This is a genomic window from Iningainema tapete BLCC-T55 (assembly GCF_014698965.1).
GTDB classification, from domain to species: domain Bacteria; phylum Cyanobacteriota; class Cyanobacteriia; order Cyanobacteriales; family Nostocaceae; genus Iningainema; species Iningainema tapete.
In genome coordinates this window covers 122,788-149,096 of sequence record NZ_JACXAE010000046.1, presented here as the reverse complement: position 1 = coordinate 149,096, position 26,309 = coordinate 122,788, and the positions used below count along the sequence as shown (strand labels likewise).

Annotated in this window: 17 protein-coding genes and 1 pseudogene; 5 read left to right on the top strand and 13 right to left on the bottom strand. The window is 43.0% G+C overall.

Annotated features, from left to right (window positions below; all coding sequences use genetic code 11):
- Positions 1-231: 231 nt before the first annotated feature.
- From recR to ICL16_RS12730, 3 genes and pseudogenes are all read left to right on the top strand, one after another.
- Positions 232-828, top strand: a pseudogene (gene recR, locus ICL16_RS12740) (recombination mediator RecR); the annotation flags it as partial.
- 78 nt (positions 829-906) lie between these two features.
- Positions 907-1,416, top strand: coding sequence for a MarR family transcriptional regulator (locus tag ICL16_RS12735; RefSeq protein WP_190828034.1), 510 nt, complete (start codon positions 907-909; stop codon positions 1,414-1,416).
- A 108-nt stretch (positions 1,417-1,524) separates the two neighbouring features.
- Entirely contained in the window at positions 1,525-2,064 is a 540-nt protein-coding gene (locus tag ICL16_RS12730; RefSeq protein ID WP_190828032.1) for a hypothetical protein, read from the top strand.
- Here the strand turns inward: ICL16_RS12730 and ICL16_RS12725 are convergent.
- A complete protein-coding gene (locus ICL16_RS12725; RefSeq protein WP_202895514.1) occupies positions 2,061-2,270 on the bottom strand; it encodes a hypothetical protein in 210 nt (69 codons plus the stop codon). The two genes, ICL16_RS12730 and ICL16_RS12725, sit on opposite strands and share 4 nt — an antisense overlap.
- 403 nt (positions 2,271-2,673) lie before the next feature.
- Between ICL16_RS12725 and ICL16_RS47685 the strand changes: the two genes are divergently transcribed.
- Positions 2,674-2,877 carry a cysteine peptidase family C39 domain-containing protein gene (locus ICL16_RS47685; RefSeq protein ID WP_190828030.1) on the top strand — a complete coding sequence of 68 codons (204 nt, stop codon included), beginning with the start codon at positions 2,674-2,676 and terminating at the stop codon, positions 2,875-2,877.
- Between the two features lie 232 nt (positions 2,878-3,109).
- Here ICL16_RS47685 and fghA read toward each other — a convergent pair whose 3' ends face one another.
- The 6 genes from fghA to rpmI all read right to left on the bottom strand — a co-directional run bounded on the left by fghA (position 3,110) and on the right by rpmI (position 7,250).
- Entirely contained in the window at positions 3,110-3,961 is an 852-nt protein-coding gene (gene fghA, locus ICL16_RS12715) for an S-formylglutathione hydrolase (protein ID WP_190828028.1), read from the bottom strand.
- 79 nt (positions 3,962-4,040) lie between these two features.
- A complete protein-coding gene (locus ICL16_RS12710) occupies positions 4,041-5,150 on the bottom strand; it encodes an S-(hydroxymethyl)glutathione dehydrogenase/class III alcohol dehydrogenase (protein WP_190828026.1) in 1,110 nt (369 codons plus the stop codon).
- Positions 5,151-5,185: 35 nt separating this feature from the next.
- Entirely contained in the window at positions 5,186-5,710 is a 525-nt protein-coding gene (locus ICL16_RS12705) for a tetratricopeptide repeat protein (protein ID WP_190828024.1), read from the bottom strand.
- Positions 5,711-5,813: 103 nt separating this feature from the next.
- Entirely contained in the window at positions 5,814-6,638 is an 825-nt protein-coding gene (locus ICL16_RS12700; RefSeq protein WP_190828022.1) for a transporter substrate-binding domain-containing protein, read from the bottom strand.
- A 35-nt stretch (positions 6,639-6,673) separates the two neighbouring features.
- Entirely contained in the window at positions 6,674-7,033 is a 360-nt protein-coding gene (gene rplT / locus ICL16_RS12695; RefSeq protein ID WP_190828020.1) for a 50S ribosomal protein L20, read from the bottom strand.
- 19 nt (positions 7,034-7,052) lie between these two features.
- Positions 7,053-7,250, bottom strand: coding sequence for a 50S ribosomal protein L35 (rpmI, locus tag ICL16_RS12690; protein WP_190828018.1), 198 nt, complete (start codon positions 7,248-7,250; stop codon positions 7,053-7,055).
- A gap of 218 nt (positions 7,251-7,468) precedes the next feature.
- Between rpmI and ICL16_RS12685 the strand changes: the two genes are divergently transcribed.
- A complete protein-coding gene (locus ICL16_RS12685) occupies positions 7,469-12,907 on the top strand; it encodes a trifunctional serine/threonine-protein kinase/ATP-binding protein/sensor histidine kinase (protein WP_190828016.1) in 5,439 nt (1,812 codons plus the stop codon).
- Between the two features lie 16 nt (positions 12,908-12,923).
- Here the strand turns inward: ICL16_RS12685 and ICL16_RS12680 are convergent, their stop codons facing one another.
- The 6 genes from ICL16_RS12680 to ICL16_RS12655 form a co-directional block, all read right to left on the bottom strand.
- Positions 12,924-14,219, bottom strand: coding sequence for a hybrid sensor histidine kinase/response regulator (locus ICL16_RS12680; protein ID WP_190828014.1), 1,296 nt, complete (start codon positions 14,217-14,219; stop codon positions 12,924-12,926).
- Between the two features lie 3 nt (positions 14,220-14,222).
- Positions 14,223-17,039, bottom strand: coding sequence for a CHASE2 domain-containing protein (locus tag ICL16_RS12675; protein WP_190828012.1), 2,817 nt, complete (start codon positions 17,037-17,039; stop codon positions 14,223-14,225).
- A 63-nt stretch (positions 17,040-17,102) separates the two neighbouring features.
- Positions 17,103-17,969, bottom strand: a complete 867-nt coding sequence (locus tag ICL16_RS12670; protein WP_190828064.1) for a DUF928 domain-containing protein — start codon at positions 17,967-17,969, stop codon at positions 17,103-17,105.
- 292 nt (positions 17,970-18,261) lie between these two features.
- The gene (locus ICL16_RS12665) at positions 18,262-20,808 is read right to left on the bottom strand and encodes a CHAT domain-containing protein (RefSeq protein WP_190828010.1); all 2,547 of its coding nucleotides are present in this window, start codon (positions 20,806-20,808) and stop codon (positions 18,262-18,264) included.
- A 9-nt stretch (positions 20,809-20,817) separates the two neighbouring features.
- Complete coding sequence (locus ICL16_RS12660; protein WP_337906992.1) at positions 20,818-23,307, bottom strand: S-layer family protein; 2,490 nt, start codon at positions 23,305-23,307, stop codon at positions 20,818-20,820.
- Between the two features lie 62 nt (positions 23,308-23,369).
- On the bottom strand, positions 23,370-26,258 hold the full coding sequence (locus tag ICL16_RS12655; protein WP_190828008.1) for a two-partner secretion domain-containing protein: 2,889 nt from the start codon (positions 26,256-26,258) through the stop codon (positions 23,370-23,372).
- Between the last annotated feature and the right edge of the window lie 51 nt (positions 26,259-26,309).

The following is a 26,309-nucleotide window of genomic DNA, read 5'->3' as shown; positions in this document are numbered from 1 at the left end:
GTAATGCACGAGCGCAACGCTCACAACTTCCCTCTAGATTTGGCAGCAGTTGAAGCTCCTGCTATCAACGGTTAATCACACCGACAACGTAGAGACGCCCCGGTGGGGCGTCTTCTTCACAAGCACCCCCCAAAACTGGAGGGTGCTTTTTGGTTTGAACCGCCAAGACGCCAAGGACGCCAAGAAGATGTCATTATAGTGATGAAGTGAGTAAGATTTGGAGATAAGACAACGGTTTACGCACGTCCTTTAGCACGGTTAATTGAGCAGTTGCAACGCTTACCTGGAGTTGGTCCAAAAACTGCTCAGCGTTTGGCTTTGCATATTTTAAAAAGATCGGAAGCAGAAGTGGAGGCTTTGGCACAAGCTTTACTTGATGCGAAAAGTCAGGTGGGTTTGTGTTCTGTTTGTTTTCACCTTTCTTCTGAACCTGTATGTGAAATTTGCCGCAATCCTAACCGCGATAACAGTACTATTTGTGTGGTGGCTGATTCCCGTGATGTGATTGCTTTAGAAAAAACCCGCGAGTTTAAAGGGAAGTATCATGTTTTGGGTGGTGTGATTTCGCCTATAGATGGAATTGGTCCAGAACAGTTGACTGTACAATCTTTGGTAAGGCGGGTGAGTAAGGATCAACCTCATGAGGTGATTCTGGCAATTAGTCCAAGTGTGGAAGGTGAGACGACGACATTATATGTTGGTCAATTACTCAAGCCTTTTACGAGGGTGACGCGAATTGCTTTTGGTTTACCTGTAGGTGGGGATTTGGAGTACGCCGACGAGGTAACGCTAGCAAGAGCTTTGGAAGGACGCAGGGAGTTGGATTAGTTTAGTAGTTGCGCTCTGTGCGCAATTACATTCCTTGTGCGTTACTTTAGATTTAGTCCACTAAATTAAATTCCTCAAGTGGTAACACTACGCCCTTTTGTTGATCGGAAAACTTTAGAAAATTTAGGCGATCGCTACCCTGAATTAGACATCGCTTCTGTCGAGACTTGTTTAGCTTTTCTTTCTACCACAGTTGATGTGTATGCAGCAATGGATGCTCATTTTGCCCGATATGGTATTTCAATGGGTAAATTCACTTTGCTGATGCAGTTGCTTTATGCTGATGAGCAAGGGTTAACGCCATCAGAATGTGCTGAACGTGCAGGTGTAACTAGAGCAACTATTACAGGACTCTTGGATGGATTAGAAAGAGATGGATTGGTGAGACGTCAGCCTTATCCAGCAGATCGGCGAATGCTTTGTGTACATTTAACAGACAAGGGACGAGACTTACTCTGTGGGATGCTTCCAGATCATTTTTGTCGCACTACAAATTTGATGGCTCATCTCACGAACACTGAAAAGAAAACCTTGATTGAGCTTTTAAACAAGGTAAGGGCTGGAACCCCGGCAATGCTTGAAGCTTAATTCATTGTCTTAAGGACTTATCTACTGTAAGATTATAATTAGGAGCCTAACTATAAGCTAGCTAATTAGTTAAGGCTCAATTAACTTTGATATCCATAGGAAGGCAGAATGAAGAAGCTAAGTGTTAAGCAAAAAAACTGGTTGCTGTCTGCGCACGTCGCTTTTGGAGGAATTTGGTTTGGTACTGCTTTATGTATGGTGATTGTAGCTTGGAATAACCGTAACACTCCCAATGGCGATGAACTGTACGCCATCAACTCAGTTTTGAAACTTCTAGATGATTTTGTGATTATCCCCGCTGCCAACTTATCGTTATTAACAGGTGGACTGCTTTGCTGGCTAACGATTTGGGGATTTTTCAAACACTACTGGGTGATTGTCAAATGGATTGCAACTGTAACACTCATTGTCACTGGTACTATTTGGTTAGGTCCGTGGACAAATGCAATGACGGCTATTTCTCAGGCAGAACGATTACAAGCACTGCAAAATCCGTTATATCTTTTTGATCAGAAGGCAATGATTATTGGTGCGATCGTTCAAACTTCCTTTGTTTTAGCCATTATTGTGATCTCAGTTCTTAAACCTTGGGGAAGGCGAAATGTGAAGAAGGAAGAACACAAAGAGGTAATTGCTTCTAATAGTTAGCCTCGAAAATCATTACTCCAATAATCATCAATCTCCAAGTCCGCATATTGAGCAAATGACCCTAAGTAACGCCCCTTCCCGGACGCTGCTTCTTGCAAACCCCGTAGCACCATCGTCAAGGCTTCTGGATTTTGCCATAACCATCTTTGGTTTTCAGGAATACTTTCTAAATCTATAGGGTAAGCGCAAAATTTGCCCAGCATCATTGGTTAGCACTCTATATACTTTTGCTTTGGCTGCTTCTCCTAATGTTAAGTTTCCTTGCTCATTGGTTAAGATCGCTTCTTTAACCACAGACAAGTTTTGATTAGTAATTATCATGGCTAAAAACAATAACAGCAAATATCATTTTAACATGACTACATTTTATTTATTTATAACACTGGCAAATCAAATATGATTACATAATAAGTGTGGAAAAGTCAAAGGTTAAAAGGCAGCAATCTCAAAGTTTAAATCACATATTTTGCAATAAATCCTGTATTAGTTGCATCCTTGATTTTTAAAGTACCAAAAGTGGTAAGCTTCAAAAATCAGAAGCGATTCTCACACACACGCCAATTGAAGAAATAAAGCAAACAGGACTTAGGCTCATAGAAGCAAACTGGGATGCAATCCAGACTCATTTTCCATAAACAAGAAACACCTTACTCGTGTGTCCCTGCTTGCTTGCGCATGATGCTTTCTGCGTTTGAAGTGGATATAAGTGAAGCCCAGTTACGAGAGCTATGTGATTGTACTCCATTTGGAACAGAAGCCCTGAAAGCGGTTGATGCCGTTCGTGAACTAGGATTTTCTAGCGCTGCCAGTTGAGCATTAATCAAGGTAAAAATTCGCGATAATTCAGAGATGCCATCTAATTCCGTCCGTTCTTCGTGAGTCAAAGCATTTTGCTTGTTCTAAGTTGAGTCGTCATTGGCTTACTCCGCACAGAAGCTTCTCTGATGATAACGGAATTGAGGATAGGGCAGACATTTGTGAACATCTGCTTGAACCGTTTGAACCATATATTTAATCGGTACAGGTTTACTGTTTAATTCATATTCTAACTATCAACACCTAAGTTCGTGGCATGGTGACGGATATGATCTTCAATAAAACTGGCAATAAAGTAATAACTGTGATCGTAACCTTCTTGATAACGTAAAGTCAGGGGCTGATTAACCTCGTTGCAAGCGGCAGCAAACACCTCTGGTAGCAACTGCTCAGTGAGAAATTTATCCGCAGTACCTTGATCTATGAGAATGGGGCTGTGATATCCAAATTGCTTTACCAATTCAGTAGCATCGTAGGCACGCCAAGTTTCTTTATCTTCACCCAGGTAGCGGCTGAACACCTTTTGACCCCAAGGACACTGCATTGGTGCGGCGATCGCTGCAAACGCTGATACTGATTTATATTGCTGAGGGTTGCGCAGAGCACAAACAAGCGCACCATGTCCACCCATCGAATGACCAAAAATCCCTTGTTTATCTGCTTTGCCGGGGAAATGCTCAGTAATTAAAGTAGGCAATTCTTCAACCACATAGCTATACATTCGGTAGCGAGAAGCCCACGGTTCAACAGTAGCATCCACATAAAAACCAGCACCAGTACCAAAGTCCCAGTCATCATCCTCACCGGGAATGCCAGTATTACGGGGGCTAGTATCAGGAGCCACAAGCATCAAACCATATTTAGCTGCAAACTGCTGCGCTCCCGCCTTAATCATAAAATTTTCTTCTGTACAACTTAAACCGGAGAGAAAATAGAGAATCGGCACTGGCTGTTGAGTAGCTTGCGGTGGTTGGTAGACAGCAAAGCGCATTTCTCCATTACATGTATGGGAGGAATGACTGTAAAAACCGAGTTTGCCGCCAAAGCACTTATATTCCGCTCCAAGATTAAGATTACTCATGATTAAAAGGGTATAGAGTATGGGGTGTGGGGTGTAGTGAAAAAATCTACTTCCTACACCCTACCCCCTACACCCTAAACTAAAACGTCACCACACTACGAATCGATTCACCCTTATGCATCAAATCAAAAGCATCATTGATACGCTCAATTGGCATTACATGGGTAATCAAATCATCAATGTTAATCTTCCCTTCCATATACCAATCAACAATCTTCGGCACATCAGTGCGTCCTCTAGCTCCACCAAATGCCGAACCTTTCCAAACACGCCCAGTCACCAGTTGAAAAGGACGAGTACTAATTTCTTCCCCAGCACCAGCAACACCAATAATCACGCTCACACCCCAACCTTTATGGCAACATTCCAATGCTTGGCGCATGATATTCACATTGCCGATGCATTCAAAGCTGTAATCAGCACCACCTTTAGTTAAGTTAACCAAGTAAGGAACCAAATCGCCTTCAACTTCCTTGGGGTTAACAAAGTGAGTCATGCCAAACTTTTCTGCCAAAGCTTTCTTATTGGGATTGATATCCACCCCCACAATCATATTAGCTCCCACCATCCGCGCTGCTTGGATGACGTTTAAGCCAATACCGCCTAAACCGAAAACTACTACATTCGCTCCCGGTTCCACTTTAGCTGTATTAATAACTGCACCAATACCCGTAGTTACACCGCAGCCAATATAACAAACTTTATCAAACGGCGCATCAGAGCGAATTTTAGCTACGGCAATTTCCGGCAACACTGTATAATTAGCAAAGGTGGATGTACCCATGTAATGATGTATCATCTCCCCGCCGATGGAAAAACGACTAGTGCCATCGGGCATGATACCGCGCCCTTGAGTTGCACGGATTGCTTGACATAGGTTGGTTTTGAAGCTCAGGCAATATTCACACTGACGGCATTCTGGAGTATATAAAGGGATAACGCGCGAGCCTACCTTAACACTAGTGACGCCTTCCCCTACCTCCACAACAACGCCAGCACCTTCATGTCCTAAAATTGCTGGGAATAAACCTTCAGGATCTTTACCAGAAAGAGTGTAGGCATCAGTATGACACACTCCACTAGCTTTGATCTCTACCATAACTTCCCCAGCACAGGGTCCGTCAAGTTGAACTGTTTCAATCGTTAACGGTTTACCTGAGCTATGGGCTACTGCTGCTTTTATTTCCACTCTTCCTCCTATCTATAGTTTTGTGAACGATAAGATTACGCCGAGACTAATCGACGCATAGATTCTGCGCGGCGTTTAGCTGTAGCGTTATTTGGTTGTATTTTGAGTGCCTCTTCGTAAGCTTGCAGCGCCTGAGCGTTTAATTTTTTCCGCTCGTAAGCATGACCAATGTTATTCAATGCTGTTACATAATCAGGTTTGATAGTGAGGGCTTCTTTGTAGGTACGTATTGCTATATCATACTGCTCTTGAGCAAAGTAAGCATAGCCTAATCCATTGTATATGGGGGCAGTATTTTCTTCTCCCTCTTCTTCTGCCGCTTTAAGGGCTTTTTGAAATAGGGGAATTGCCTGGGAAAAAAGTTTTTTCTCTGAATAAATACTAGCTAATTCGTAGTATTCTTGAACTGTTCCCTTTTCTTTGGTTAGCTTCTTTCGCAACTTGGAAAATGCGTTTTCTAATCTGCGAGTTTTAAAAACTTGGCGAAAAATGCTAATGACTGTAAATGAGAGTAAACCAATCAGAATAGATAGATAAATAACTGCTAGATTGTTATCCATTGTCTTTGCTAAAAGTAGCTTCTATTTTTATTATTAGCAGACAGGGGAGTAGTCATAAAAGTTCAAAGGCAAAAAATATATTACTTTTTACTTTTTACTTTTTCTATGGTAATCCCCAATAGGTGGCACGTTCTTTGAGCCAACCAGAAGCGATGTAACGAGCGATCGCTTCATTTACTCGTCGTCGCAACTCATCGTATTGTAATCCTTTGGGCATGACTACCGATAAAGGTTCTGTAGATAGTTTTATTGGTAGTATTAGATACTTAGGATCTTCTTGTACCCACCCACTCAGTAAGCTAGCATCTGCGGCAAAAGCTGCTACTGTGTTATTTTCTATTTGCGATCGCGCTTCTTCATAAGATTCAACTCCCACTAATTCAGCATTTGGGATATAATATTGTATTACTCCAATAGTGCTAGAGTGTTTGAGTACAGCAACTTTTTGCTTGCTTAAATCCACCAGCCTTTGAAATGAGGCATTTTTGGTGATTATCATAGTGCCATCCAAGTAGTAAGGCACACTAAAACTGACTAAGCGAGAGCGTGAAGATGTTGCTGTGACTCTAGCGATAGTCAGATCAACTTTGCGATCTAAAACGAAAGACAGGCGATCGCGATTTGCTACTGGTTGAAATTTCACAGCATTTGACTTACCTAGCAAGTCTACTGCCAACTGAGTAGCTAAGTCAATTTCTAAACCTTGTAAATTTCCGTTGGCATCACTAAATCCCAACGGACGCAAGTTATTTTTTACAGCAATACTTATGTAGCCCCGCCGCTGAATTTTTGGCAGTTCTGCGGCAGACGCTGACAATTGTGTATTATAATTTACATAAATTATGCAGAAAAAGATGGTAGCGGATATGAGCACGAACAGTGCCAGACGTGGTAGATGTTTGATCTGTTGCACCAACCAATTAATCATCCGTTATGTCCGTTGTCATACATCCGTTACCACCTTTATCCTCTGGATTGGCTTGCTGCTAATTCGGCTACTTTGCTGAAGCCTGCTGGATCTAAAACTGCCAACTGCGCCAACATTTTGCGGTTGAGTAGGATATTGGCTTTTTTCAGATTACCAATAAATTGGCTGTAACTCATGCCATGTAGACGTGCAGCCGCGTTAATGCGGGTAATCCACAGACGACGAAAATCGCGTTTGCGCTTTTTGCGATCACGATATGCACTCCGCAGCGCCTTCATCACTTGTTGATTGGCGGTTCTAAACAAAGTTGAGTGAGAACCGCGAAAACCTTTAGCTATTTTGAGAATTTTATTGCGGCGTTTGCGAGCAACGTTACCGCGTTTTACCCTTGTCATGACTTAATTCCTAGAAAATTTACAAGTAGGGGAGCATTAAGCGCACGTTTTCTTCATCGCGCTCATCAACAACTGCCATTTTCGACATATTACGCTTCTTGTTGGAAGTCTTATGTTCTAGCAGGTGGTTTTTGAAAGCTTTGCGACGCACGATTTTTCCGCTGCCGGTGGCACGGAATCTCTTCGCCGCTGCTTTACGAGTTTTTAGTTTAGGCATGGGCTGCTGCATGAAACGACACAATCCCCTATTATAGGATAAAATAATGGAATTTAACGAACCGTATTTGCGTGTAATTATTCACACAACCATACTCATCTTTGTCTTTTACCCCAATTTAAAGCTTTGTAAAGCACGGTTGACAATTGAGATTTTTCCAGGTCGGTTGGGCAAACTATGGGGTGTAGTGACGTACAGGTGGCTTTGAGGACTGGTTCATGGATAGTATCGCTCTACTGTCAGGGTATCGCATCACGGAACAACTCTATGCAGGAACTCGCACCTTAGTCTATCGTGGTATCCGAGAGTGCGATCGCACTCCAGTGGCGATCAAACTGCTGAGAAATCCATTTCCTAGCTTTAGTGAATTGGTGCAGTTCCGCAATCAGTATGCGATCGCCAAAAATCTTGACTTACAGAGCATTGTTAAACCTTTGGCGCTCGAACCTTATCAAAACGCCTATGCGCTGGTGATGGAAGACAATGGCTGCATTTCTCTCAAGAAGATGCTTAAGCAAGAGGGAAACATGGGACACAATGGGCAAACCCTAAGTGAATTCCTTCAAATTGCGGTTCAAGTTGCGGACGCTTTGGATGGACTATATCGACATCGAGTGATCCACAAGGACCTCAAACCTGCTAATATTGTGATTCATCCAGACAGCAAACAAGTCAAGCTAATTGACTTCAGCATCGCCTCAGTGCTACCCCGTGAAACTCAAGAGATTCAGAATGCGAATACGCTAGAGGGAACATTGGCATATCTCTCACCAGAGCAAACGGGGCGCATGAATCGCGGCATCGACTATCGCAGTGACTTTTATTCGCTCGGCATCACTTTTTATGAACTGTTAACGGGACAGTTGCCCTTTATTTCAAATGATCCAATGGAGTTGGTGCATTGTCATTTAGCTCATCAGCCGATTAGTGTCCATCAACTTAATCAAAATGTCCCATTAATGTTGTCAGAAATCGTCAGCAAGCTAATGGCGAAGAATGCCGAGGATCGTTATCAAAGTGCTTTGGGACTCAAGTATGATTTAGAACGCTGTTTGCATCAATTCAAAGACTCAAGAACAATCCAGTCATTTGAGTTGGGAGCGCGGGATCATTGCGATCGCTTCCTCATCAGAGAAAAACTCTATGGACGAGAATCGGAAGTCCAGACATTACTAGAAGCCTTTGATCGAGTTGCCAACCCCCCTAAGTCCCCTCTTGGTAAGGGGGGATTCAGGGGGGTAGAACTGATGCTGGTGGCTGGTTTTTCTGGCATTGGTAAGACAGCAGTGGTGAACGAAGTTCATAAACCAATTGTCCGACAGCGCGGTTATTTTATTAAGGGCAAGTACGACCAATTCCAGCGCAATATTCCCTTCAGCGCCTTCGTGCAAGCGTTTCGCGATCTGATGGGGCAATTACTAGCAGAATCAGATGCCCAATTGCAAAACTGGAAAACTCAGATTCTAGAAGTCGTCGGAGAGAATGGACAAGTGCTGATTGAGGTGATTCCAGAACTGGAACACATTATCGGTTCTCAACGTCCTGCACCAGAATTATCAGGCAGTGCGGCGCAGAATCGGTTCAATCTGTTGATGCAGAAGTTTGTGCAGGTGTTTACTACGGCAGATCATCCGCTCGTGCTGTTTCTCGACGATTTGCAGTGGGCAGATTCAGCATCACTGAAGATGCTAGAATTACTCATGCAAGATATGGGATACCTGTTGGTGATTGGTGCCTATCGAGATAACGAGGTGTCGCCTGTTCATCCGTTGATGCTGACGGTGGATGAGATTGGTAAAGGCGCAACGGTGCATACCATCACTCTGCAACCGTTAAGAAGAGTGGATATGAATCAGTTGATAGCGGATACATTGAACTGCTCATGCCTCCTCGCTCAACCGTTGACAGAATTAGTTTATCAAAAAACGAAAGGCAATCCCTTCTTTGCTACTCAGTTTCTCAAGTCATTACACGAGGATGGACAAATTACTTTTAACACTCAGTCTCCCACCCTCCTGTGTCCCCCCGAACTTCGCTTTGATGAAAGGGGGGTGGGGTGGCAGTGCGATCTTGCTAAGGTAAGAGCTAAGGCAACCATTGATGATGTGGTAGAGTTTATGGCGCTACAGTTGCAGAAGTTGCCGACACAAACTCAGGATGTACTTAAATTAGCGGCTTGTATTGGCGCACAATTTGACTTAAATACGCTGGCGCGAATCTGTGAGCAATCAAAAGAAGAGACGGCTGCTGCTCTGTGGAAAGCATTGCAGGAAGGCTTAATTATTCCGACGACGGAAATATATAAATTTTTTACGCAATCGGATACTGTAGCGATTTCTGATGCAGCGGCGAATCCGATTTATCGCTTTTTGCACGATCGCGTTCAACAAGCCGCTTACTCGTTGATTGCTGAGAATCACAAACAGGCAACTCATTTGCAAGTTGGGCAACTTTTGCTCAAAAATGCAACTGCTGCCGAGCGAGATGAGAAAATCTTTGAGATTGTTAACCAGTTGAATGCTGGAATAGAACTAATTCTTCAACAGACTGAACGCGATGAGTTGGCGCAGTTGAATTTAGTTGCTGCACGTAAAGCAAAAGCTTCTACTGCTTATGCTGCGGCAGTCAAATACCTCATGGTGGGTATAGAGCTTTTAGGCGCAGATAGCTGGATTTGTCACTATAATCTAACGTTGAGTTTTTATTTAGCTGCAGCGGAAGCCGAATATTTAAGCTCTAATTTTCAGCAATCTCAAACTCTGACTGAAATTGCCCTGCAACATACTCAAACACTGCTGGAAAAAGTGAGTGTGTACGAGGTAAGGATTCAGGCTTATATTGCCCAAACTTATTTACAAAAAGCAATCGATACAGCGTTGCACGTACTAGGTATGCTCGAAGTCGATTTAGAGACAGAAGCTCCTAAAGAACTCAAGATTGAGGAACTAATTCATTTGCCAGAAATGACACAGCCGCATCAAGTTGCAGTTCTACGAATCTTAGGTACTATTACTCATGCCGCTTATATAAGTAATCCTGGACTTTATCGCCAAGGCGTTTTCACTGGTCTTAAGTTCTGTACCAAGTATGGGAATTCAGCCTTGGGAATTTATTTATATAGTTTTTACAGTTTGATATTATATGATGAGGGTAATCTAGAGAGTAGCTATTTATTAGGTCAAATGGCTGTGAAACTGGTAGAACAATTCGATAATGCTGAAGTTAGAACCGTAGTTTTAGCAGTATTTAATAGTGCAACCAGGCATTGGAAAGAACACGTGAAGGAAACTCTCAAACCGCTACAAAAAGCTTTTCATAATAGGCTTGAAGCAGGCGAATTAATATTTTCTGGTTATGCCATTCTTCATCATTGCAGCCATTTGTTTTTTACAGGGCAGCCCTTGAAATATGTTGAGCAGAAAAATAAACATTATATCGATTTACTTCAAAAACAGAAATTAGACTATCACATTTTTTATGGTAAAGTATGGCAGCAAACTCTCTACAATTTATTAGGTATTGCTGAAAACCCGTCATCTCTGACTGGACAGGCATTCAATGAAACGCAAATGTTACCCGCTTTAATCGAGCAACAAAGTGGGACAACTGTGTTTGCTGTTTATGTGTCGAAATCTTTACTTTCCTATCTATTTCAAGAACTAGAATTAGCGCTCGCCTATGCTCAAGAAGCAGCACAATACGCAAAAACTGCAACTGGGCAGCTGATGACTGCCGAACACAACTTTTACTATTCTTTAGCTCTGCTCGCTCAGTATCCTCATATAGAGCAACAGGAACAAACTACATTTCTAAACCAGATAGTTGCCAATCAAATCAAGATGCAAATCTGGGCGCATCATGCACCAATGAATTACTTGCACAAATACACTCTAGTCGAGGCAGAAAAATATCGCGTCTTGGGTGACAAAGCTATAGCAATCGACCACTACGATCGCGCCATTCAACTTGCCAAAGAGAACGAATACGTCAACGAAGAAGCTCTCGCCAACGAACTTGCAGCAAAGTTCTACTTGGAATGGGGCAAAGAAGCGATCGCTCAAACTTACCTGCTCTCGGCGTATTACGCTTACAGTCGTTGGGGAGCAAAAGCCAAAGTAGACGATTTAGAACAGCGCTACCCACAACTGCTAGCACCGATTTTACAACGGATGCAACCGGATCTCACTGCCACTGAAACTATCCCTACTTTCAGTTCTCACTCCACCAAAGCTTCCACAGATGCTAGCAGTAGTACGGACGAGGGGCTGGATTTAACCACAATTCTCAAAGCTTCCCAAGCTCTTTCTGGGGAAATCGAGTTAGAAAAATTGCTCTCGGTTTTGCTTCACGTTGTGCAGGAAAATGCCGGGGCAGACAGATGTGCTTTATTGATGCCAAAGAATAAACAGTGGGTGATTGAAGCATTTTCTCAACTTGGACAACAGTCCGTCATTCTTCAATCTGTGTCCATTGAACGCACTCCACTAGTTCCGGTTTCCTTGATCAACAGAGTTAAACATACCCTGCAACCCTTGATCGTTGGGAATGCGGTAACTCATCCTACCTTGGTAGCAGATCCTTACATTCAGCGCCAATGTCCCAAAAGTATCCTATGTACCCCAATTTTGCACTCCGGCAAATTGATTGGAATCTTATACCTAGAAAATAATTTGACAATTGGGGCATTTACGAGTGAACGAGTCAAAGTCCTCAATCTGGTTTGTGTCCAAGCTGCCATCTCTTTAGAAAACGCCCGTCTCTACCAACAAGCCCAACAGGCACTCACCGATCTTAAACAAGCGCAACTACAAATTGTCCAAAGTGAAAAGATGTCAGCGCTAGGTAATTTAGTTGCTGGGATCGCTCATGAAATCAATAACCCAGTTGCTTTCCTCAATGGTAATATTAACCCAGATCTGGATTCTATTAAAGATGTCTTTGGGTTGGTTGACCTCTATCAGCAGGAATATCCTCAGCCAACTCAAGCCATTCAAGATGAAATAGCAGCCATTGACTTAGAATTCATTCGCGATGATTTACCAAAATTAGTGGGTTCTATGCGCGAAGGTGTGAAGCGAATTCGCGACATTAGTACCAGTTTGAGAACTTTTTCTCGTGCCGATAGCGCTCTTCCCGTTGCCTGCAATATCCACGACGGGATCGACAGCACTATTCTGATTCTCAAGCATCGCCTTAAAGGAAACGAATCTCGCCCAGAAATCAATGTCAACAAAGACTATGGGGATCTTCCCCAAGTAGAGTGCTTCGCTGGACAACTCAATCAGGTATTTATGAACATATTGGCAAATGCAATCGATGCCTTAGAAGACTCTAATCTTGGTCGCAGTTTCGCAGAAATCACTGCTAATCCCAATCGAATTATTGTCAAGACAGAGCTATCTCAAGATCGACAAAACGCTGTGATCCGAATTCAAGATAATGGGGTGGGGATGACATTTGAGGTGCAGGAAAAGATTTTTGAGCATCTGTTTACTACCAAAGGCGTGGGGCAGGGAACGGGGTTGGGGTTGGCGATCGCAAAGTCGATCATAGTTGACAAACACGGTGGGACTCTATTAGTAAACTCAACTCCATCTCAAGGTGCGGAGTTTGTGATTTCTATTCCGGTAAAAGCCACCGTTGCTGTAGAAGCTTAAGCAGTATGCTTGAATTTTAAATTGGTAGTGTAATTACAAACTTTGTCCCCTCACCCAGCTTTGACAAACAGTCAATTTGTCCATTGTGCTTATCACAAATGATTTGTTTTGCGATCGCTAATCCCAAACCCGTACCTTTGTTAGCGCCTTTGGTAGTAAATAAGTGGTCAAATATACGTTGTTTTACTTCATCACTCATACCAATACCATTATCAGCAATAATTATTTTTACTTGTTGAGCGGCTACGAGTGTTGTAATTATAATACGGTTAGGATTAACTGTGATTTCTGCAAAACTACGTTCGCCGAGAGAATCATCCAAAGCGTCAATGGCATTTGCCAGAATATTCATAAATACTTGATTTATTTGCCCAGGAAAACATTTAACTTGAGGTAGCTCTCCATACTCTGTAATTACCTCAATTGCTGGTCGTTTGTTATTAGCTTTGAGCCGATGTTTGAGGATTAAAATTGTGCTATCAATTCCTTCATGTAAATTAAATAATTGTTTATCTTCTTGATCGGAGCGCGAAAAAGTCCTTAAACTATTACTAATATTTGTGATACGCTCGCAAGCTAATATCATTGAATCAATCATGTTAGATAAGTCTTCTATGCAATAATACAAGTCGATTTCCTTGGCATGATTAATAATCTCTTGGCTAGGTGAAGGGAAACTTTCTTGATAAAGCTTCAAATGTTCAATAATATCACCAAGATTTGGTTTTGCTTGTTTGAGGCTAGCTGAGATAAAACCAAGGGGATTATTCATTTCGTGAGCTATCCCTGCTACCAAATTACCCAGTGCTGACATTTTCTCGCTCTGGATCATTTGTAGTTGGGTTTGCTGTAACTGGTGTAAAGATTGGGTTAATTTTGCGGTGCGTTCTTGCACCTGTTGTTCTAAAGTACGGGTAAGATAGGAAATTTTTAAGTGTAGTTTTATTCTGGCAATTACTTCTTCGTGCTGAAAAGGTTTGGTAATGTAGTCAACTGCACCAATTTCTATTCCTTTCACTTTATCAGTAGAATCGGATAAAGCAGTCATAAAAATTATAGGTATATTCACTGTAATCGAATTGGCTTTAAGCCTGCGGCAAGTTTCAAATCCATCAATACCAGGCATCATCACATCAAGGAGAATCAAATCGGGAGGCGCGTATTCTGTTTGTTCGATTGCTGATTCTCCATCTGTAGCCATGAGGGCTTTCCAGCCATTTCCCCGAATCGCTTCTGATAGCACCTTCAAATTATTTGGATTGTCATCTACTAAAAGGATATGTATTGGCTTCGAGAGAGAATCATTGATCATTTATCATTGCCCTGATTCATTAGTTACAAAAGATTTGAGCATTTTACGTATTTTTGCTGTTTGGAAATCAGCAGTGAGTTTGCTCAACTCAGTCACAAAAGGAGCTAGCTGTTTATTTTGCGTTGGGAGTTCGTCTAATATTCCCTCAATCCCTGGTATATCCCCCATCATGGCTAGATGATATAGTTGTTGTAACACTTCTTGAGATGGCAAAATTAATTCACTATTAGTTACTTGCTCCTGCTTATATGACTGTTGAGGTGCTGATTGGACATATATCCAGTCAAGTTTTAACACAGATTCCAATGTATTGAGTAATTCATCTATTTGCAGGGGTTTATCTACAAATGCTGTTGCTCCTGCTTGTAAACACCGTTGACGATTTGACTCGAATACGTTAGCACTAGAGACGATGATGGGAATAGAACTGGTTTGTGAATGCCCTTGCAGGTGAACCATTAACTCAAAGCCATCCATATTGGGCATGGCTAAATCGAGCAGAATTATATCTGGCTGATGTTCAGTTGCCAATTGTAATCCCTGTTTACCATCAACAGCTTCTAGGTAAGAGCAGCCAATTTCCTGCAACAGATTAGTCAACATTGAACGATGAATGTCATCATCATCGACAATCAGAATCTGAGGGGTACAACCTCTAATCCCTTTTATTTTCTGATAGGTTGGAGTAACCTCTTTGTGCCAATCATGGTTTGGTAGTACTACTACTGCCACATCCAACCAAAACAAACTACCTTCGCCCAAGTGACTTTGTACCTCAATTTTGCTTCCCATCAATGCGGCAATTCTTTGACTAATCGCCAATCCCAAGCCTGTACCTTCAGAACGCTGTCTTGCGGAACCCATTTGCTCAAAAGGCAAAAAGATTTTCTCCAGTTGTTCTGGTGACATTCCCACACCAGTATCTTCAATGAGGAAGCGAATTGTAGTGATTGGGGATTGGGCAATGGGCAATGGGCAATGGGCATCACTAATTTCCCTTTGCCCCATGCCCCATGCCCTATTCCCTATTATCTCTACTTTGAATGTCACGCTACCGTTGTCTGTGAACTTAATTGCATTACCCAACAAATTAATTAAAATTTGTCTTAGTCGCTTTTCATCTGTTTGAATGGCAAGTGGTAGGCGATCGCTAATTAAAACATTAAAACTCAGCCCTTTTTGCTCGGCGCGGATACCACAAATCTCAGTTACACCATGTAAAAAACTCGGCAAATGCACAGTATTGGTGACTAATTCCAATTTTCGAGCTTCAATTTTTGAAAGATCGAGAATGTCATTAATTAGCATGAGCAGGTGGGAACCACATTGATGGATAATCCTGACTCCTTCCTGGTTTTTTTCTGTTAAATTGGGAGATTGTGCTAGTACCTGGGCAAAACCAAGGATACCATTCAGTGGTGTACGTAGCTCGTGACTCATATTGGCGAGAAACTCACTCTTTGCCTGGTTGGCAGCATCAGCAGCTTCCTTGGCTTTGAGCAGTTCATGAGTTCGTTCTTCAACTTTTACCTCCAAGGTTTTGGAATAATCTAAAAGTTGACTGTTGGCTATTTCTAATTGCTGGTTCGTTTCTTCTAACTTTTGCTGCTTGTAAGCATTTGTCGTTGCAATTACACTACTAATAAACCCAGCTAAGGCAGGCGTAACCGGAATCAGAACACCAGATAAAAACATGCAGTAGCTACCCCCGATCAAAATTCCACTCAAGCCCACAGTTGCCCAAAGAATTTTGCCACCGGGAAGAAGCCATCGAGTGTGTACCTTACCTAACCACATACTCCCAGAACCAAGGATAGACCAGAAAACAATCCAGAGTGACGACGAGATCCCAGAAATTCCGTGGAGATTGGTTTTCCCTGTTTTTGCTCCTCGCACCAGTTGGAGAGCAATATTGGCATGGATAACTACACCAGGAGTCGGTTTTTGAGCTGATATTAAGGAAGAACTGAAGGGTGTGCTAAAGAAGTCATTAGTACTAGCAGCAGTTGAACCAATAAACACCATGCGATCGCGCATTAAATTTGCCGGAATTTTTCCCGCTAACACATCGCGCATGGCGACTTTACGAAAAGTAGTTTCGGAACCATGCCAGTTGAGCAGAATTTGATAACCACCGACATCGGCTTCACTATAACCTGCTTCTTGATTTCTAAGTGGTTGGTAGACTGCTTTGCCCAATCGAAACTTCTGCTGTTTTTCGTCAATGCTTTCTAAGGTAATCTTTTCGGCTTCTAGGTACTTGAGAGCGACATGAGTTGCTAATCCTGCTTTAATTTTACCCTCTTCTTGAGCATCGACCGCTGTCAGCAAAGCACGACGCACATGGCGATCGCCATCTAGCACCAAATCAGCTAATCCTACTTGACCATTTTTTTTAAGTACATGTGGGGGATTGACTCGTTCGCCAGTAATTTTTTCTACTCCAATCAAATTGGGAGTAGTTCGGAAAACTTGCACAAGTTGCTCATAACCGCTTCCTTCTGGTAAATCCCGATATAAATCTAAACCAATGGAACGGGGTTGTTGTTCCTTGATTTTTTTTAATAATTTTGCTAGTGACCAGTCAGGAACAGGCCATTTACCCACCGACTGAATATCGCGCTCATCAATGGTGACAATTACAACTTCATCAGCTATTTCTGATTGCGATTTAAGTCGTACCCATTGATCGCGGAGTTTCCATTCTGGCAAATTGAAAAGTCCTAACGATTGCCCAATCATAACTGTTAGGGCAACACGAGGAGTAATCATCAAAATGCTGCGAGTGCTTTGAATAAAAGCTTGGAATTTGCGCCACATGTCATACAGTTAATTTACTTTGGTTAGTTTGGGTGAGGCATTGCCCCACCAATACCTTGTGACTTAGTTTGCAGATATCACTATTGGAGCCGTGGCAATCTCTTCCAAGCTAACTGAAGTCAGAAGTTCTTCCCATTGCTGAGTAATAGTTGCATTGTTAGGTTTTTCTGCGTATAATGCCGCAAGCGTTGCTACGCAGTCATACCAAACTCCATGTTTACCAAACGCAGTTGCTCGCTGCAATGCATCTTGCTGTTGCATTGCCGTTACTAGTTCAGCATTGGGTTGAATGCGTTGAATCCAACCATCAACATAAGGCGTACTCGGACTAAGTTGTCCGTTGACTTTCAGCGCCAAGAACCATTGATAGTTTTTCCCAACGGCTAAAGCTGGTGCATCAGCAGGTAATTTAATTGCGTAGGCGAAGCCCGTCGTAGACATCGCCCCTGTTTTTCCGGCAACTGGAATCGTCATTTTGTACAGGGTTTTACCATCATCCTTAATGCTAAATACAGCTTCTTGGGCATTGGAAGCTGGGATGTATACCATCACAGTCGGACGAGCAGACACCGTTGTGCCAGAGAAACTTTGGGGTAGGAGTGCAATTAGCGTGGCTGGGGCTGTTGTTACTATCGAAGGATTCAAGTGGTAAGTGCCAACGCGAGAAGCCCCTCCGCTTGCCTGTTGGGGAGCGCCGTTACCTTTGACTGGGGTAAAGAGATTACTTCGCGAAGCACCTCCCGTTGCTTGACTTGGAACACCATTTCCTTTCTTTGGAGTAAAGAAACTACCTCGCGATGCCCCTCCCGTTGCAACGCTAGGAGCGCCATTATTAGTCGGCGGAGTAAATGTTACAGCATAAGCACTGCAACATAAACTATTAGCAACTACGATGACGCTCAATGCACTAAATAAATATCGACTCATAATTCACCTGTTATTTTTATTAACCATTGAGCAAAAAATACATTGTCTACAATCCTCGTAGAGACGTTTCATAGAACGTCTGTACATTATTTTTCACTGCTATGTCTATAGCAGTCCTAAATAATTTGTAAACATAAGTCTTTCTTTTCTTGGCGTTCTTGGCGTCTTGGCGGTTCATAACTCAATTAGGATTGCTATATAAGGTATTCATATTATTATTTATAGGCGATTTTTATTTTTACTGCTGTAAAAATATATAGTAAATTCGGCTTTTTATTTACGTAATATTACTGTCTTAAAGCCAGTTCCCCACCAAAACAAAAGCAGACCAAAAGAACGGGTCACGAAAATCTGTTTGGCGAATCAGGTTTATTTGCGCTTGTCGCAGTGCCTCGGCTTTGGTAATATTGGGTTGTCGTAGTTGCTCGTAGAAGCGATTCATCAGCATTTGGGCTGCCCGATCTTTAACAGGCCATAGAGTGGCGATGGTGGAACGGGCACCAGATTTGACTGCTAAACCTGCCAGTCCCAAGACAGCGCGGTCATCCCCTGTTGCGGTATCGCAGGCACTCAATACTAGCAATTCAATTGCTTTCGATGAATTTTCACCCCGATTTTTCAGCATTTCGGACAATTCCTTCACATTAACTTGTCCATCCCACGTAAGTAAGAAGGTATCTTCAAGACGGGAACTAAACTGTCCGTGGGTTGCGAGGTGGATGACATCGGCACGACTGGACTTCATGCGCTCAGCTAGAGCAAGACTTGTAAACTTTTGGTTTAGTAATATGACAGATGGCACTGTCTGGGAAATTTGGTTTACTTCCAATTCCACCGCAGGCAAGGCAGCAAAACCAGCATGAGATTGACTGATACCACCGACGATCGCATTAATTTTGTCTTGTTGAAGCGATTGGGCAGCCATGAGTTGCAATCCAGGCGAGAGGGCAACAGCATATTTCTCAATCAGATATTGCTTACCGTCGTATAAAGCAGCCATAGGAATGTTACGTAACTTCCCATCCAAAACAAACACCAATGTCTTGGTATCTTGAAAAACTTGTTCTTGTTCGGCAGGACGAATTAACCAATCATAGATTTGTTGGCTAAGTCGCTCTCTGTCCTGGAAATCTGAAACGGGGTTGAAGGCAACTAGCAGATGATCGAGAGTTTGCTCAATTTCTGCTTGGGGTTTGCGAGTCGCATAATAACGCAAAGGTTCTCCAGTTTTGGAGAGAATCACCGCTAGGCGATCGCTTAAGATAATCGGGTAAATAACCGTTGCTTTTGGATCAACTTTGTCAATCTGCTGCGCTTTATCTAAACAAGCTTCCCGGAAAAAGTTATCGAGTTCGGCGACTTGCAGTGACTCAATCAATTCACGGGCTTGGATTAGTTCTACCTGGGTTGGTTGCTCAGAAAGAAGTAAACCTACCAGTTCCCGGTAGACAGGCTCCACACTTTCGCGGAAAGAGAACTGCATCTCAGGGTTAACGGCAACTAAATCGGAACGTAGTGCTTTTAATGACTTAATTGCTTCGGTATATGCTGAAATAGCTTTCTGGCGCTCGCCCTGTTGTTTATACAACTGTCCTACCTGCCATGCCGATTGAGCAATAATATCGTCAGCTTGCAGTTGACGAGCAACATTCAAGGATTTCTGGGCTAATTCCTTAGCGTCAGACAACTGAGAAGTGCGACGGTAAAGTTGTCCCCATTGATACAGTGCATAAGCAACTGCTGTTGCATCCTGAATCTGTTGTGCAGACTTGACTGTAGCTGCCATAAGTTTTGCCAAGTCTAGTATTGGTAGAATTTGGTCGGGCTTTTCTAATCGATTTAAGGTAGCCACAAAATTAATCGCAGCATAAAGGGAAGTATGGCTGGGTGGTAGTTTTTCTAGCTGTTGTCGCAATTGAGGTGCGAGTTCAATAGCATACTCAAGTTTTTTGTAATCTACCAACAATTTGAAACGAGCCAAACGTGCTTGTAGAGATTCATTCTGATTCGTAGCTGCCGTTTCTGCGTCTTCAAAGTAATTTAATGCTGCTTCCGGGTCTTGTTTGTCAGAGGCAACTTTTCCTAAAGTTGAGAGAATAGAACTTAGCTGGGTTTTAGCTGCAATTTTGTTCGAGATCGCTAAACTTTGTTCTAAGACTTGCTGGCTTTTACCATCCCCAATCGCGTGTAAAGCTAAACCAAGCGATCGCAACCCACTAACTTTAACGTCCGAATCTGGCATTGCTGCCAATTTTTGTGTTAGTTCTTCTAATTGTTGTCGAGAGCGACGGTAAAATCCTAAACTTTGTAATGCTTGTGCCTGGTTAATTTGACTGCCCAGGCTTCCCATTGTGTCCCCAGAGCGCTCGTAATATTTTTGAGCTTGTTGCCAGTTTGTCAGGGCAGTTTCAGCACGACCGATACGTAGTTCTAAATTTGCTTTTGTATTCAGTACTTGCGCCCAGATAATCGCATCTCCAGAAGGTTTAGCCGTTTGCAAAAGTTTTACACTTTGCTCGATAGATTTTTTTGCAGCTTCCCACTGATTAAGTTCTTGTTGTGCCAGAGAGAGGTAACTTAAACTCAAGGCTTCATTCAGGCGATCGCCTTGTTTTTGATATTGCTTTGCTGCCGTTTGCCAAGCTGTAATAGCTTCTGCAAAACGCCCAAAACTGTAAAGTTTCCGTCCCTCCTCTAGCCAGTTAGTCGATGGGAAAGAAGAAACTGGGGTTGTTGTGACTGGTGGAGATGCTTTTACTGGTGTAATGGTAAATGCTAAACACAAACTTAAAATACTAAGACTGAGATATAGCCAACGACTTAGTTTAATTCGGGAAATCATAAATAATTATTAACTACTAGGAACCGCAGCACAAGTTAATGCTTTTTGTATATTTACAGGAGATTTATCTGCAACTAACTCAATTTTGCCCTGGGCATCACGTCGCCAAGAAGTAGCTTCAACGATTTGTGAAGTTGTGGGAATTTGTGCCGTGACGGAGCTATTTTTCCGGTAAGCGGAGATATCACGAGTATCAGACCAAGTGCGATCGCTCATCACCTGTTGATGAGGATTTTGTGGAACACCACCTCGTCCCGTTGCCACAAAACTACTACCATTCGTGTCTGCACAACCTGTCACAATTTGTTGTGATGAATCGACTAAGTTTACAGGTAATTCCACTAAGCTAGAACTAGGATCAACCCCAAAATTGTTAATATCAACTGTACCGTTAACACCAAATTGAGAACTGGCGGTGATGTCGTTGTCTGGTGTGAGTTGGTTGCGGAATTCTAAGCCAAAAATACCTTGGGTGCTAAGATTAATGTTGCCGCCATTTCCTTGGATTGCGTTGGCTATAATATCGCTGTTTTCCAGTCCAATAATAAAGGGAGCATTAATTGTAATATTGCCGCCGTTACCTTGTCCACCTGATTCGGCTGATATCTGGCTATCCCGTTGCATTAGCACAGTATTTTGCACTTGCAGGTTGATATTACCACCTTCACCAGACTTTGCCGAGGCGGTGATTTTGCCGCGATCGCTTAGGAAAATAGAGTCAGCGTTAATGTCTAAAGCTCCGCCATTCCCGCTTCCCTCATTTTGGACATTGACTAATGCACCATCTGTCACACTTAATTTACCTGTATTAATTGTCAAGCTGCCAGAGTCCCCAGTGGGTGAATCTGGGAGTCCAAATTGTCGGCGTAGGGATTTATCTAGGATACTAGCAGAGGAGGTAATTAAGCTAGGATTGCGAGAACCGGGCACAATACCTCTGACTTCAATAGAGTCAGTAGCATTAATCACTAAATTACCGCCTTTACCACTTACAAGAATAGAGGAATCAATTCTACCTCCATCTCTGACAATGAGTTTTTTAGTATCAATGGTTACATTACCAGCATTACCAGTCAACAGAGACGGAGAACTGATCGAACTGGGGACAAACGAGCCTGGTATAAATCCACTTAATTCTACTAACTCAATTGCCTTAATGATCACATTTCCAGCAGCACCACTACTGAGGGTTGCATCTGAAATTGATCCTCCATTAAGAGCAGTTAACTCTTTAGTTAATATAGTGATATCACCTGCATGACCAGAACCATAGGTTGTGTTATTAATAGTGCTGCTGGAAGTAATAGAAACAGGTGAGAAGCCCAGCACTTTCAATGAATCAGCGACTTCTAAAGTGATGTTCCCAGATGCTCCAGAACTATACGTTGAGGAACTAATTCTTCCTCCTTCGGAAAGCATTAACTGCCTAGCGGTAACTGTAATATCCCCATTATTACCATTTGTCAAGGTTTCATTCCGTAAACCGCTACCTATAGTTCCATTGGGAGTAGCTCCAATCGACTCAAACAATCCGGAAGCTCGGACGTTGATACCTCTAGAAGGTTGCAATCCCAGATTTTGGATCAGAGCAAGTGAGCCATCAATTAAACTTACATTTGCTCCCTGGATTTGGATTGCTCCCCCACCAAAACCACTGGCATCAACTAAAGCTTTTTGTGAGAAGCGAATATCCCGAAAACTCTGCACATCATCATAGCCAAATGTCCAGCCCTGAGCTACCGGGTTTAAGCTGACTATCCCAGAACCAACACTCCCTACCTCAATTCGTCCGCTAATAGCCTCCAGAATACCTCCGACTAAACTGATTTCTCCACCGATCAGCGCTAGGGTTTTTCCTGGCTTTACTCCTAGCTGTAGTCCTGTCAAATGGCTTTGTGGACTAATGGGCGAACCTTGATTCAAAGGACTTATCTTTGTCAGGTTATGTCCTGTACCCTCAACTTGAATCGGTTTTGGGTTTGTCCCAAACTGCAACCCAATCGGCACACTAACAGTCAGAAGTGGTGTGTCAGAGGTTGGGGAAATGCTAAATATTGCACCATCAGCAAACTTGATACTGTTAGCAGTGCTGCCAACAAATGAACCGCCTATATTTAACTTGGCGTTGGCGCCAAACAAGATGCCAGCTGAATTGAGCAAAAATAAATTTATCGGGTTACTACTATTTACTGTGCGAATCAAACCATCGATATTGGAAACATTTCCACCCGTAACTCGACTAAATATAGTTGTAATATTTGGCGTATTCACTAAATCAAAGGTTGCTGACCCACCTGTTGGTACAGAGAAATTACTGAAACTATGAAATAAATTGCTACCTTTTTCAGTACCGTTAATAATTGTAAAATTATTACCATTTGGGTTGACAGTGGTGTTAGTAGTCCCATCTGATGTTACCTGAGCCATTGCAGTTAACAGCATTCCTTGAGTTAATAACCCAGCTGTGAATATAAATAGAAAGAGTAAGGCTTTGAGCACCAAAAACTTCCTTTACTTGATTTAAATATAGAGTTCCCCAAATGGCATGATTAATAACATCATTAACTTTCGTGAAGCAGAACACAGGTTAATGCTCGTTGCATTTGAGGAGGGTTCGTATCTGCAACTAACTCAATTTTGCCGCTCGCATTACGTCGCCAAGAAGTGGCTTGAACAATTTCAGGCGATGTGGGAATTTGTGCGCTAATTTCGCCCGTTTTCCGGTAAGTGGAGAGATTGCGCACATCAGCCCAAGTGCGATCGCTCCAAAGCTGCTGATGGGGATTTTGTGGGATACCACCACGTCCGGTTGCGACAAAACTACTACCATTTGTGTCAGCACAACCTGTGGCAATTTGCTGTGATGAATCGATTAAGTTGTCAGACAGGTAAACTAAGCCAGAATTGGGATCAACGCCAAAATTATTAATATCAACTGTACCGTTAACGCCAAATTGGGAACTGGCTGTGATGTCGTTTTCTGGAGTAAGTTGGTTGCGGAATTTTAACCCGAATATACCTTGAGTGGTGATTTGAATATTGCCACCTTGACCTGCGATTGCATTGGCAATAATGTCACTATTTTCCCAACCAACAACGAGCGGAGAATTAATCGTAATATCGCCCCCGTTTGCATTCGCTCCAGCATTGGTTGTAATCTGACTTCCGCGACGCAGGATTGCGGCGTTTGCATTGATTGTAATGTTTCCCTTACTGCCTGATAGAACTTCTGCCCGCAGACTGCTTGCATTGTCTAGCCGCAGCAAATTTGCATTAATGTTCAAGTTACCTGCTTCACCCAACTGCTGCCCACTCACTGAAATCTCAGCTCCATCTTTGATCGTGAGCCGATCTGCTTGTATAGTGATTAAACCAGCCGATCCAGTTGAATTCGTGAGGGTAGGATTGGTTGCTGCGGCAATACGGCTGGGCTGGAGTCCATCGATTGTGCGACCAGCGACCTCCACCGTCCCAGCTTGAATGGTAATGTTGCCCGCATCCCCATTCCCAAAAATACTGGTGGTAATTTCTCCCCCATTGATCAAGCGCAGTTGAGGGGTCGTTACAGCGATATTTCCACCGCGCCCTCTTGAGTTTTCAGTAACAATTGCCTGCAATCCACTCGTTACTATGCCACCCGCAGGTCGTATATAGGCACTGTTGATCTCAATAAACTCCTCCGCATTCACTTTTAACTTGCCAGCCTCCCCATTCTGTCTTGATTGTGTCCCGACATTAATTTGTCCACCGTCGAGCAATCGTAGCCGTTGTGTTTCAATTAATATGTCGCCACCTTTGCCGCTCGCATTCACATCTCTCACCGCAGCAGAAATGCGAGTTACGCGGCTTGCCGTAACATTATAGCCAGAAACTTCAATATCAGGTGCTTGCAAGGTTACGATTCCCCCTATTCCAGTCCCCAAAACATCGGCTCGAATACTACCACCGTTGCTGAAGCGGAGTCTTTGTGCATCAAGGGTAATATTTCCTCCTCTACCGGATGTTCCCGGTTCGATCGTAGACGAGATCCAACTATTAAGATGGCGAGGTGGGGAAAAATTGCCCTCGATCTGACTTCCACTTACATCTACATCAATTGCTTGAATACGAATGTTTGCAGGTTGCCCAGTTGCTCCGTTTGACATATCTGAGCGAATTCTTGCGCCATTAGCAATTCGTACCCGTTCTGCATCAATTGTGAGAATGCCTGCCTTGCCGAAAGTAGTTTTCCCTGATAATCCGACTGACAGATCGCTGAGAACATCCTCGCCTCCACCAGAGACATCCGCCCCGATCATTTCAAAATTCTGAGTGCGGAAGGTGACATTTCCCGCCTGCCCACTACCGAGAAGATCAGCCCTAAACCAGACACCATAAGCCATTCTGAAATTGGGTGTTTCAATCGTAATATCTCCGCCTTTGCCCGATGCTCCCGGTCGTACCGATGCCATGATGCTGCTAATTGGACCCGCGCCCTTGGCACTAAGTAATTCTAGGGATTCGGAAGCACGAAGCATGATGCCTTGTCCGGTTCCATTGGTTCCTAACGTGTGAGCTAACAGTTCTGTCCCTTCGGTCAAACTCACTCGTTTCCCCTGGATTTGAAGTCCACCGCCATTGTTACCGCTCACATCAAGCGCGGCTCTTTTCAGAGTGATATCTTGATTCTGAAGGTTGGTATAGTCAAATGTCAAGGTTGGTGACACACGAAGGGGAACGGTTTGATTCGCGGCAAAGCTACCAATTTCTACCCGTCCATCTGGAACAGATAGCTTTGCGCCATCTAAAGTAACGCCGTTGCTGATGAATCCCAGAGTTTTTCCGGGTTGCAATTGCAATTGCGGGTTTATCACATTAGGGTAGAGCGGTGCAAAGTAATTGCTGGGATTAGTGCCTCCATGCCCCGTTCCCTGAACAGTTATGCTACCGGGATTGGTGCCCATCTGAAGACCAATCGGCACGCTCATTGTGAGTAGAGGCGGATTAGTCAAATTCGCTGCACTAAACTCTAAGCCATCGGCAAACTTAATACTATTCGCCGTGGTTCCCACAAAAGATCCACTAATATCCAAGCGAGCATTTTGCCCAAACACAATCCCCGCAGGATTGAGCAAAAATAAACTTACCGGGTTACTACTATTGACTGTACGAATCAAACCATCAATATTAGAAACATTTCCACCCGTAACTCGACTAAATATAGTTGTAATATTTGGCGTATTTACTAAATCAAAGGTCGCTGACCCACCTGTTGGCACAGAGAAATTACTGAAACTATGAAATAAATTGTTACCTTTTTCAATACCATTAAGAATTGTGAAATTATTACCATTTGGGTTGACAGTGGTGTTAGTAGTTCCATCAGGTATCACCTGAGCCATTGCTCTTAACATCATTCCAGCCGTCAAGATACCATTCACTAAACCTAAGCAAACAGAAAATGTATTCATTCTGTTGTATTGATTTATAATTTTTTATTTATAATTAGGTTTCCCTAAATG

Bases quoted from the DNA above. Each gene is read 5' to 3' on its own strand.
- fghA (WP_190828028.1), bottom strand. From the start codon at position 3,961: ATGAGTAATCTTAATCTTGGAGCGGAATATAAGTGCTTTGGCGGCAAA.
- ICL16_RS12655 (WP_190828008.1), bottom strand. From the start codon at position 26,258: ATGAATACATTTTCTGTTTGCTTAGGTTTAGTGAATGGTATCTTGACG.
- ICL16_RS12685 (WP_190828016.1), top strand. From the start codon at position 7,469: ATGGATAGTATCGCTCTACTGTCAGGGTATCGCATCACGGAACAACTC.
- ICL16_RS12680 (WP_190828014.1), bottom strand. From the start codon at position 14,219: ATGATCAATGATTCTCTCTCGAAGCCAATACATATCCTTTTAGTAGAT.
- ICL16_RS12665 (WP_190828010.1), bottom strand. From the start codon at position 20,808: ATGATTTCCCGAATTAAACTAAGTCGTTGGCTATATCTCAGTCTTAGT.
- ICL16_RS12675 (WP_190828012.1), bottom strand. From the start codon at position 17,039: ATGTGGCGCAAATTCCAAGCTTTTATTCAAAGCACTCGCAGCATTTTG.
- ICL16_RS12705 (WP_190828024.1), bottom strand. From the start codon at position 5,710: ATGGATAACAATCTAGCAGTTATTTATCTATCTATTCTGATTGGTTTA.
- rplT (WP_190828020.1), bottom strand. From the start codon at position 7,033: ATGACAAGGGTAAAACGCGGTAACGTTGCTCGCAAACGCCGCAATAAA.
- ICL16_RS47685 (WP_190828030.1), top strand. From the start codon at position 2,674: ATGCAATCCAGACTCATTTTCCATAAACAAGAAACACCTTACTCGTGT.
- ICL16_RS12700 (WP_190828022.1), bottom strand. From the start codon at position 6,638: ATGATTAATTGGTTGGTGCAACAGATCAAACATCTACCACGTCTGGCA.
- rpmI (WP_190828018.1), bottom strand. From the start codon at position 7,250: ATGCCTAAACTAAAAACTCGTAAAGCAGCGGCGAAGAGATTCCGTGCC.
- ICL16_RS12725 (WP_202895514.1), bottom strand. From the start codon at position 2,270: ATGATGCTGGGCAAATTTTGCGCTTACCCTATAGATTTAGAAAGTATT.
- ICL16_RS12730 (WP_190828032.1), top strand. From the start codon at position 1,525: ATGAAGAAGCTAAGTGTTAAGCAAAAAAACTGGTTGCTGTCTGCGCAC.